Source organism: Robertkochia sediminum (assembly GCF_016786255.1).
GTDB classification, from domain to species: Bacteria; Bacteroidota; Bacteroidia; order Flavobacteriales; family Flavobacteriaceae; genus Robertkochia; species Robertkochia sediminum.
Map to the genome: position 1 here is coordinate 1 of NZ_JADMKT010000050.1, position 465 is coordinate 465.

Consider the following 465-nt stretch of genomic DNA (forward strand, 5'->3'; position numbering starts at 1 on the left):
TGTTTCCTCGGCCTCAGCGGCGATGCTTCCCGAAAGAAGCGGCTGCAAAACTACAACCTTTTTTCATTCTGGCAAGCTTTTTTGAAAAAAACTTTCTTGAAGTGTTTTTCTTGAAAAATCATGCCGTTTGTGAAAGAACATCCGCTTTAAAATCAGCCCCCTCTACAAGAGCGCTTATCCCTTAAAGCGGGTGCAAATATAAGACGCTTTTCCCGAATTACACAAATCCAACTGTGTTAATTTTTGAAGGTTTCTGATAAGCGACTGATATTCAATATAAACTACCTCCCAAACAGGTATAAGGGGCGGATCGAGTGGTTTGAACCATGGTTAGGATGGTGAGTGCCTTGTAGGAGGAGTACTATCTCACAGGCTTGGGCGCAAGGCTTAGAAAACCCCTTCCGTCTGGCCAAAAGCCAGCCACCCCTGCCTGCCGGCAGGAAGGTTCGTAAAGACACCATCGGT

The 465-nt window shown here is 45.8% G+C and carries 1 protein-coding gene; it reads left to right on the top strand.

The window, feature by feature from the left end:
- The coding region (locus tag IS446_RS15370) for a hypothetical protein (protein WP_235996349.1) at nucleotides 1–185 on the top strand (185 nt) is incomplete at its 5' end.
- Between the last annotated feature and the right edge of the window lie 280 nt (nucleotides 186–465).